The sequence below is a fragment of the Streptomyces pseudogriseolus genome, assembly GCA_002154585.1.
Classification (GTDB): Bacteria; Actinomycetota; Actinomycetes; order Streptomycetales; family Streptomycetaceae; genus Streptomyces; species Streptomyces pseudogriseolus.
Map to the genome: position 1 here is coordinate 1 of MUNG01000225.1, position 9,100 is coordinate 9,100.

Genomic DNA, 9,100 nt, shown 5'->3' on the forward strand with positions numbered 1-9,100 from the left:
CAGCAGGGTGGCCGGACCCGGCCACCCTGCTGCTGACCGCGCTGGGCCCCGGCCCCCGGCTGTGGGAGCGCGGCCCGGACCACCCCGAGGCGCTCGCGGTGCGGCTCGGCACCGCGGACCGGCCCGCGCCGGACGGCTCCGGGCTGCTGCCCGTGGTCCCGGTGACCGTGGGGCTGCGCGAGGTCGGCGCGCTGGGTCTGGCCGGACCGCGCGAGCGGCTTGCCGGGCTGGCCCGCGCGGCGCTCGCCCAGCTGGCCGCGCTGCACTCCCCCGACACGCTGGAGATCGTCCTGATCGCGGCGGACCCGTCCCGGCCGTCGGACGAGCGCACCGCCGAGTGGTCCTGGCTGGGCTGGTTGCCGCATCTGCGGCCCGGGCACGGCCAGGACTGCCGGCTGCTCCTCGCCCACGACCGGGAGCAGGCCGCGGCCCGCGCCGACGAGCTGCTGCGCCGCCTCGCCGACCACGACCACGCGGGCGCCCCGGCGGACGCCCCGTTCACGGTGGTCGTGGTGGACGGCGACCCGGGCGGCGCCGACGTGCGGGAGGCCGTCGCGCGGCTGGCGCACGAGGGGCCGCGCGCGGGCGTCCATCTGCTGTGCCTCGCCGAGACGCCCGCCGCCTCGCCCGCGTCCCCGGTGACGGAGACGTACGAGGCGGCCTGCGCGGTGGCTCCCCCGTTCCGTGACTGCGGAGCGGTCGCGCTGCTCAGCGGGGACGTGGCGACCGCGCTCCGGCTGCTGCGGGTGGCGCGGACCGGCGACGGCTCCCCGCCCGGCCCGGTCGGGCACGGCACCCTCGCCACCGTGGACGCGGTCTCCGCGGCCTGGGCCGAGCGGTTCGCGCGGGCGCTCGCGCCGCTGCGGCCCGACGGTCCCGCGGCCGGAGCGCACCCGCGCGTGTCGGCGCCGCTGCCCCCGTCGGCGCGGCTGCTGGACGAGCTCGGCCTGGCCCGGGCCACGCCGGCGTCGCTGATGGCCCGCTGGGCCGACGCGGCCGACGACACCCGGGCGCTCGGCGGACGCGCCACCGCCGTCCTGGGCGCCGGACCGCGCGGCCCCGTCACCGCCGACCTCGTCGCCGACGGACCGCACCTGCTGGTCGAAGGCCCCTCCGGCAGCGGCCGTACGGAGCTGCTGCGCGCGGTCGTCGCCTCGCTGGCGGCGGCCGAGCGGCCCGACCGGCTGGGCGTCGTCCTGGTCGACGGGCGGGGCGTCCCGGCGACCGGCTCCGGGCCCGGCGAGGGCCTGCGGGTGTGCACGGACGTACCGCACGTCTCCACCCACCTGAGCGCCGACGACCCGGTGCGGATGCGGGAGTTCGCCCAGTCGCTGAGCGCCGAGCTGAAGCGGCGCACGGAGCTGCTGGGCCGCTCGGACTTCGCCGAGTGGCACACGGGCCGGGAGCTGGCGGACCGCATGGTCGCCCAGCGCTCGGCCGCCGACGGCGACCTGGACACCCCGCCCAGCGCGACCGTGCGGCTGCGTCCGGGCGCGGACCGGCGCAGGACGCAGGCCGCGCCGCCGCTGCCCCGGCTGGTGGTGGTCGTGGACGACCTCGACCAGCTGGTCTCGCCCGCGCTCGGCGCGCCGGGCCGCCCCGCCGCCGGGTCGGTGATGCGGGCGCTGGAGGCGGTGGCGCGGGACGGCGAGCGGCTCGGGGTGCACCTGGTGGCCGCGACCGCGCCCTGTCCCCGGACGGCGCAGACCGAGCCGGTGAAGCAGGCGTCGCTGCGGGTCACGCTGGACGCGCCGGTGGCGGGGCGCGGCCCGGACGACCCGGCGCCGGGACGCGGCAGGCTGGCCCACCCGGACGGCGGGGAGACGGCGTTCCAGGGCGGCCGGGTGACGGGCCGCATCCCGCGCACGGCGACGCTGCGGCCGACGGTGGTCCCGCTGGAGTGGCACCGCATGGGCGACCCGCCGGCCCGCCGCCAGGTCCGCGAACTGGGCAACGGGCCCACGGACCTGGCTCTCCTCGCCAGCGCCCTGGACCGCGCCGCCCGCCAGGTCGCGGCGACCCGCGTGCCGTCGCTGCTGTAGGACGCCCGCGCGTGACGCCCCGGCGCGGGGCCCTTGCCACGGCCGCGGCGGAAGCACCCCTCAGGGGCGCGGGGAACTGCGCGACCAGCCACCGACCACCCGCACCCGGCGCTGCAAAGGCCCCCCACCCTCCCCCACTCCCGGCTCGCTCGAGCCAGAGGTGCGCGGCGGGGATCTGCTTACAGCGACCGCGACAAAGACACACCCAGGGGCGCGAGGGACTGCGCGACCAGCCACCGACCGACCGGGGGCCGCGGCGTACATGACGCCCGATCACGACGCGGTCACGATCGGCGAGTTGACACGGGACGCGCTCTTGCCACCCCCACGTGCCGGGCGTAGACCAGACCGCACGGGACAGCGCTCGAACGTTCGGCCAAGTACGACGGAGTACGACGGAGTACGAGAACGGGGCAGTGATGCGCAGGACGAGCAGGATCATCCGGATACGCAGGTCGCCCGAGCCGCACGGGCCGACTCCCCCCACCCGACGGGCCGTCAGGGCGGCCGCGGCCCTGGCAGCCGGTGTGCTGGCGGTCTCCCTCACCGCCTGCGGAGGCGACGACGGCGGCGGCAACGACGACGACAAGGACAAGGCGACCGGCGACGCCGGAACCACCGTCACCCTGCCGAAGCTGGACGGCCAGTCCCTCGAGGTCGCGGCCGTGTGGACCGGTGCGGAGCAGAAGAACTTCAAGGCGGTCCTCGCGGAGTTCGAGAAGCGCACCGGCGCCAAGGTGACCTTCGTCCCCGCCCAGGACCCGATCATCAACTTCCTCGGGTCGAAGATCGCGGGCGGCGCCCCGCCGGACGTGGCGATGCTGCCGCAGCCCGGCGCGATCAAGCAGGCCGTGGAGAAGAACTGGGCCAAGCCGCTCGGCCCGGAGGCCGCCAAGGAACTGGCCGAGAACTACTCCCAGGGCTGGCAGGACATCGGCTCGGTCGACGGCAAGCAGTACGGCGTCTACTACAAGGCCGCCAACAAGTCGCTGATCTGGTACAACGCCCAGGTCTTCGAGAACGCCGGGGCGGCCGAGCCGAAGACGTGGGACGAGCTGCTGAACACCGCGCGGATGGTCTACGACTCCGGCGTCACCCCGTTCTCCGTCGGCGGCGCGGACGGCTGGACCCTCACCGACTGGTTCGAGAACGTCTACCTCTCGCAGGCCGGCCCGGAGAAGTACGACCAGCTGGCCAAGCACGAGATCAAGTGGACGGACCCGTCCGTGAAGGAGGCGCTGACCACGCTCGCCGGGATCTGGGGCACGAAGGACTACGTGGCGACCGGCGCCCTCGGCACCGACTTCCCCACCTCCGTGACCCAGACCTTCACCGGCGGCGACCAGCCCAAGGCCGGCATGGTCTACGAGGGCGACTTCGCGCAGGTCAACATCGTCGAGGCCAAGGCGAAGGTGGGCACGGACGCCAAGGTGTTCCCGTTCCCGGCGGTCGGTGACACCGCGCCGGTGGTCTCCGGCGGGGACGCGGCCGTGATCCTGAAGGACTCGAAGGCGGCGCAGGCCCTGGTCACCTTCCTGGCCTCCCCCGACGCGGCGGAGATCCACGCCAAGCTGGGCGGCTTCGTCTCCCCGAACAAGAACGTCGACCCGTCGGCGTACCCGAACGACGTGCAGAAGAAGATCGCCGAGGCGCTGGTGGCGTCCGGGGACGACTTCCGGTTCGACATGTCCGACCAGGCCCCGCAGGCCTTCGGCGGCACGCCCGGCAAGGGCGAGTGGAAGGCGCTCCAGGACTTCCTGAAGAACCCGAACGACATCGCCGGCACGCAGGCGAAGCTGGAGGCCGACGCGGCCGCGGCGTACGGGAACTGATCCGGCGATGGCGTCGGACACGACGGCAGGGGCGCCGACGGCGGCCCCTGCCGCTCCCAGGTCGCGCAAGAGCGTCACCGGCACCCGCCGGACCGTGGCGGCGCTGTTCCTGCTGCCCGCCCTGGTGCTGCTCGGTGCGCTCGTGGTCTACCCGATCGGGTACTCGGTCGTCCGCAGCTTCTACGACCAGTCCGGCGACTCCTTCGCCGGGATCGACAACTACCGGGCGCTGTTCACCGACGACGGCATCCGCACCGCGCTGAAGAACAACGTCATCTGGGTGGTGTTCGCCCCGACGATCGCGACCGCGCTCGGCCTGGTCTTCGCGGTGCTCACCGAACGGGTGCGCTGGGGCACGGCGTTCAAGCTGGTCGTCTTCATGCCGATGGCCATCTCCATGCTGGCGGCGGGCATCATCTTCCGCCTCGTCTACGACCAGGACCCGGACAAGGGCGTGGCGAACGCGGTGTGGGTGGGGGTGCACGACACCTTCGCCCAGTCGTCGGCGTTCCCGAAGGCGCACCCGGGCCGTGAGTCGCCGCTGGAGCCGGCCGGCGGGGGCGCGTTCGTCACCAAGGGCACGGTGAGCGCGGGCGACACGGTGACGCTGCCGCTGGTGGGCGTCGCCCCGGACGCCATGCCGGACGACGCCGCACCGGCCGCCGCGCCGAAGCCGGAGGGCGACCGGATCACCGGCAGCACCTGGCAGGACTTCACCCGCGGCAAGGGCGTCGGCGCCCTGAACCAGGTGGACGCCTCCGAGCTGGGCTACGCCGGGATGAGGATCGAGGCGGTGAAGGACGGCGCGGTGGTGGAGACGGCCACGGCCGCCTCCGACGGCACGTTCTCCTTCTCGTCCAAGGCCGACGGCGCGCACCTCAGGCTTCCGGCGAGCAACTTCAAGGAGCCGTACAACGGGCTCGACTGGCTCGGCCCGTCGCTGGTCACGCCGGCGATCATCGGCTCGTACATCTGGATGTGGGCGGGCTTCGCGATGGTGCTGATCGCGGCCGGGCTCGCGGGGATGCCCCGGGAGCTGCTGGAGGCGGCGCGGGTGGACGGCGCGAACGAGTGGCAGGTGTTCCGCAGGGTCACGGTGCCGCTGCTGGCGCCGGTCCTCGCGGTCGTCACCGTCACGTTGATGATCAACGTGCTGAAGGTGTTCGACCTGGTCTTCATCATCGCGCCGGGCTCGTCCCAGGACGACGCCAACGTGCTCGCGCTTGAGCTGTACCGCAAGGGCTTCGCGTCGGACCAGCCGGGCATCGCCAGCGCCATCGCGGTGTTCCTGCTGCTGCTCGTCATCCCGGTGATGTGGTTCAACGTACGCAGGCTGCGGCGGGAGGTGCGGCGATGAAACGGCGTCCGCCCGGCTGCTGCCGGGGGTCCGGGGGTCGTCCCCCGGGTGGGCACAGTAACGTGCGTCGGCTGCGGCGGGAGGTGCGGCGATGAGTGCGGACGCCGGAAGCGTCACCAAGGCGGTCCCCGCCGTCAAGGCCGAGCAGTCCCTGGGGTCGCGGCTCGCCCAGTGGGTGAGCGGCGGGGCGGTCCGCGTCTTCCTGATCGTCGTCGGGCTGTTCTGGCTGGTGCCGACCGTCGGGCTGCTGCTGGCCAGCCTGCGCTCCCCGGAGGACATGGCCGCCGACGGCTGGTGGCATGTATTCACCGAGCCCTCGCAGCTCACCTTCGGCGCGTACGAGACCCTGCTGGAGAACGACGACATCACCGGCTCGCTGCTGAACACGGCGTACATCACCGTGCCGGCGACCGTGCTGGTGGTGGTGATCGGCTCCCTCGCGGGGTACGCGTTCGCGTGGATGGAGTTCCCGGGCCGCGACTGGTGGTTCCTGGCGGTGGTGGGGCTGCTGGTGGTGCCGGTGCAGGTGGCGCTGATCCCGATCGCCGAACTGTTCGGCGCGCTCGGCATCTTCGGCTCGCTGACCGGCGTGATCCTGTTCCACGTCGGTTTCGGTCTGCCGTTCGCGGTGTTCCTGCTGCGGAACTTCTTCGCGGAGATCCCCAAGGAGCTGCTGGAGGCGGCCCGGCTGGACGGCGCGGGCGAACTGCGGCTGTTCGTGCGGGTGGTGATGCCGCTGGCCGGTCCGGCGATCGCCGCGCTGGGCATCTTCCAGTTCCTGTGGGTGTGGAACGACATGCTGGTCGCGCTGATCTTCACCGACTCGGGCAGCCAGCCGATCACGGTGGCGCTCCAGACGCAGGTGCGGCAGTTCGGGAACAACATCGACGTGCTGGCGCCGGGCGCGTTCATCTCGATGGTGGTGCCGCTGGTGGTGTTCTTCGCGTTCCAGCGGCAGTTCGTGTCCGGCGTGATGGCGGGCGCCGTCAAGTAGGCACATCAGGCACGCAGTTGGGGGGCGGACCTGCCGAGGTCCGCCCCTTCGTGCGACGAGGTTCCCCCGGATGCCGCAGGGGGCGTAACCAAGGCGGGCCAACGGGCGTTGCCGGGCAGAACGCCCGCACCGACCGTTGGATGCCCCTTGCCCAGGTTCAGTGTCATTGTCCCCGCGTACCAGGTTCAGGCGTATCTGCGCGAGTGCCTGGAGTCGGTGCTGACCCAGTCCTACCCGGATCTCGAACTGATCGCGGTGGACGACTGCTCGCCGGACGCCTGCGGAGCGGTGATCGACGAGTTCGCGGCCCGCGACCCGCGGGTGCGGCCCGTGCACCTGCCGGCCAACGCCGGCCTGGGCCCCGCCCGCAACGCGGGCATGGCCCACGCGACCGGCGACTACCTGGTGTTCCTGGACGGCGACGACACCCTCACCCCGGACGCGCTGCTCGCCGTCGCCGACCGGCTGAAGGAGACCGGCGACCCGGACGTCCTGGTCTACGACTACGCCCGCGCCTACTGGACCGGCGACACCGTGCGCAACCAGGTCGCCGCCCTGCTCGCCGAGCACGGACCGGCTCCGTTCACCCTCGCCGACCGGCCCGGGCTGCTCAACCTGCTCGCGGTGGCCTGGAACAAGGCGTACCGGCGGGAGTTCGTCGAGCGCGCCGGGTTCGCCTTCCCGCCGGGCTACTACGAGGACACCCCGTGGACGTACCCGGTACTGATGACGGCGGGGGCGATCGCCACCCTCGACCGGGTGTGCGTGCACTACCGGCAGCGGCGCGCCGGCGGCATCCTGCACACCACCAGCGAGCGTCACTTCGAGGTCTTCGGCCAGTACGACCGGGTCTTCGCCCACCTCGACGAACACCCCGACCTGGAGCGCTGGCGGCCGGTGCTGTTCCGCCGCATGGTCGACCACCTGCTGACCGTGTACACCCGCCCGGACCGGCTGCCGCGCGGCTCCCGTGCCCGCTTCCTGCGCCGGGCCCGCGACCAGTACCGGCGCCACCGCACGCCCGGCGCGCCCGTCCCCGCCCGCGCCCGGGTGCGGCACGCGCTGGTCCGGTTCGGGCTGCACCGCACCTACCGCACGCTGCGGCTGGCCTCGGCCCTGGGCCGTCGCGCGGGCCGGCTGCGCCGTCGGGCGCTGCGCGGTCTGCGCCGCGTGCTGCTGGGCGCCCACTACCGGGTGCAGCGGCTGCTCCCGCTGGACACCGGCCGCGTCCTGTTCACCGTCGCGGACGACGGCGGCTACGGCGGCGACCCGGCCGCCCTGGAGTCCGCGGTGCGCGACCACGCGCCGCACGTCCGCACCGCGTGGGCGGCCCGGCGCGAGCTGCACCACACCCTGCCCACCGCCACCCGCCGCCTGGTGCCCGGCACCGCCGCGCATCTCACCGCGCTGGCCCGCAGCGCGTACCTGGTGACCGACCGTCACCGGGTGCCCGGCCTGGTCAAGCGCAAGGGGCAGATCCTCGTGCACACCCCGCCCGGCACCCCGCTGGCGTACACGGGGCTGGACCTGCAGGACCGTCCGGCGGCGGCCCGGGACACGGACTTCGCGGAGCTGCTGGCGGGCGTCGACCAGTGGGACCACGTCGTCACCGGCGACCGCCACGCCACGCTGACCTACGAGCGGGTGCTGCCCGGCCGGTACCGGACGCTGGAGTACGGCAGGCCGCGCACCGACCGGTTCCACACGGCGACCCCGGCGGACGTGGCCGTGCTGCGGGACTCCCTGGGCGTCCCCTCCGGCGCGGTGGCGATCCTGTACGCGCCCGCGCCCCGCGACTACCGCCGCGCCCCGGTGCGGACGCTCGACCTGGAGCGCGTGGTGCGGCGGCTCGGCCCCCGGTTCGTGATCCTGTCCCTCACCGGGCGGTCGCCGGACGAGCCGCCGGAGGCCGCCTCCGACCGGGTGGTGGACGTGAGCGCCCACCCGGACGTGATGACGCTGTGCCTGGCCTCGGACGCCCTGGTCACCGACTTCTCCCCGCTGATGTGCGACTACGCGGGCCTGGACCGGCCGATCGTGCTGCACGCCGAGGACCGGGAGGCGTACGCGGCGGCCCGCGGCCTGTACGTGGACCCGTGGACGGTCCCGCCGGGCGCGGTCGCGGACAGCGAGGACGAGCTGATCGAGATCTTCGCCGGGGGCCGCTGGTGCGGGCCGCGCGCGACGCGGCTGCGGGCGGCGTTCCGGGACCGCTTCTGCCCGCACGACGACGGCCGCGCCGCCGAGCGGGTGGTGCGCACGGTGCTGCTCGGGGAGTTCGCCGAGCCGCGGTCCGTCCCCCCGGAGCGGCGCCGCCCGGTGCCGGCGGCCGCCGTCGCGCCGGTGGCCCCCGTGGTGTCGCTGCCGCCGCAGCCGGCGGTCTTCTGACCGCCACTCACCCGGTCGGCCGTCACCCACCCCGTCCGCCCGTCGTTGCCCCACTGGGAGTACGCATGTCCCCCGGCTCGTCACGGCCCGCCCCGGCCCGGCCGCCCGCGCGGCGTCCGACGGGGCGGCCCGGGCGGCGGCCCGCCCGCTGAGCGGCCGCCGTCACGCCCTCGTCAACGGAAAGAGCAGAATGCCCCGCTTCAGCATCATCGTCCCGTCCCATGGGGTCGCAGGCCGGCTGGGTCAGGCGCTGGACTCGGTCCTCGCCCAGTCGTTCGGAGACTTCGAGCTGATCCCGGTCTGTGACGCGGCCGGGTCACCGGCGGCCGGTGTCGCCGCCGGGCACGCCGAGCGGGACTCCCGGGTGGCGCCCGTGCACGCGCCGCCGTCCGAGGGGCTGGCGGGTGCGCGCAACGCGGGCGTGCGGGCGGCGACGGGGACGTATCTGCTGTTCCTGGACGGGGACGACGTGCTGGCGCCGGGCGCG

General features: G+C 74.5%; 6 protein-coding genes. All 6 read left to right on the forward strand.

The window, feature by feature from the left end; all coding sequences use genetic code 11:
- Positions 1-2,042 (forward strand): FtsK/SpoIIIE domain-containing protein (locus tag CCN29_RS20595; RefSeq protein WP_442538428.1); only part of this gene is annotated, 2,042 nt, incomplete at its 5' end.
- Positions 2,043-2,461: 419 nt separating this feature from the next.
- A complete protein-coding gene (locus tag CCN29_RS20600) occupies positions 2,462-3,874 on the forward strand; it encodes an ABC transporter substrate-binding protein (RefSeq protein ID WP_442538429.1) in 1,413 nt (470 codons plus the stop codon).
- Positions 3,875-3,881: 7 nt separating this feature from the next.
- Positions 3,882-5,231 (forward strand): carbohydrate ABC transporter permease, encoded by a 1,350-nt coding sequence (locus tag CCN29_RS20605; protein WP_203349929.1) that lies wholly within the window; start codon positions 3,882-3,884, stop codon positions 5,229-5,231.
- Positions 5,232-5,322: 91 nt separating this feature from the next.
- Positions 5,323-6,225, forward strand: coding sequence for a carbohydrate ABC transporter permease (locus CCN29_RS20610; RefSeq protein WP_006132413.1), 903 nt, complete (start codon positions 5,323-5,325; stop codon positions 6,223-6,225).
- Positions 6,226-6,372: 147 nt separating this feature from the next.
- Entirely contained in the window at positions 6,373-8,613 is a 2,241-nt protein-coding gene (locus tag CCN29_RS20615; RefSeq protein WP_039987357.1) for a bifunctional glycosyltransferase/CDP-glycerol:glycerophosphate glycerophosphotransferase, read from the forward strand.
- Positions 8,614-8,803: 190 nt separating this feature from the next.
- Positions 8,804-9,100, forward strand: a 297-nt coding sequence (locus tag CCN29_RS20620; protein WP_143661351.1) for a glycosyltransferase family 2 protein, incomplete at its 3' end; no start/stop codon positions are given.

Coding starts and splice junctions, on each gene's coding strand:
- CCN29_RS20610 (WP_006132413.1), top strand. CDS start 5,323: ATGAGTGCGGACGCCGGAAGCGTCACCAAGGCGGTCCCCGCCGTCAAG.
- CCN29_RS20605 (WP_203349929.1), top strand. CDS start 3,882: ATGGCGTCGGACACGACGGCAGGGGCGCCGACGGCGGCCCCTGCCGCT.
- CCN29_RS20600 (WP_442538429.1), top strand. CDS start 2,462: ATGCGCAGGACGAGCAGGATCATCCGGATACGCAGGTCGCCCGAGCCG.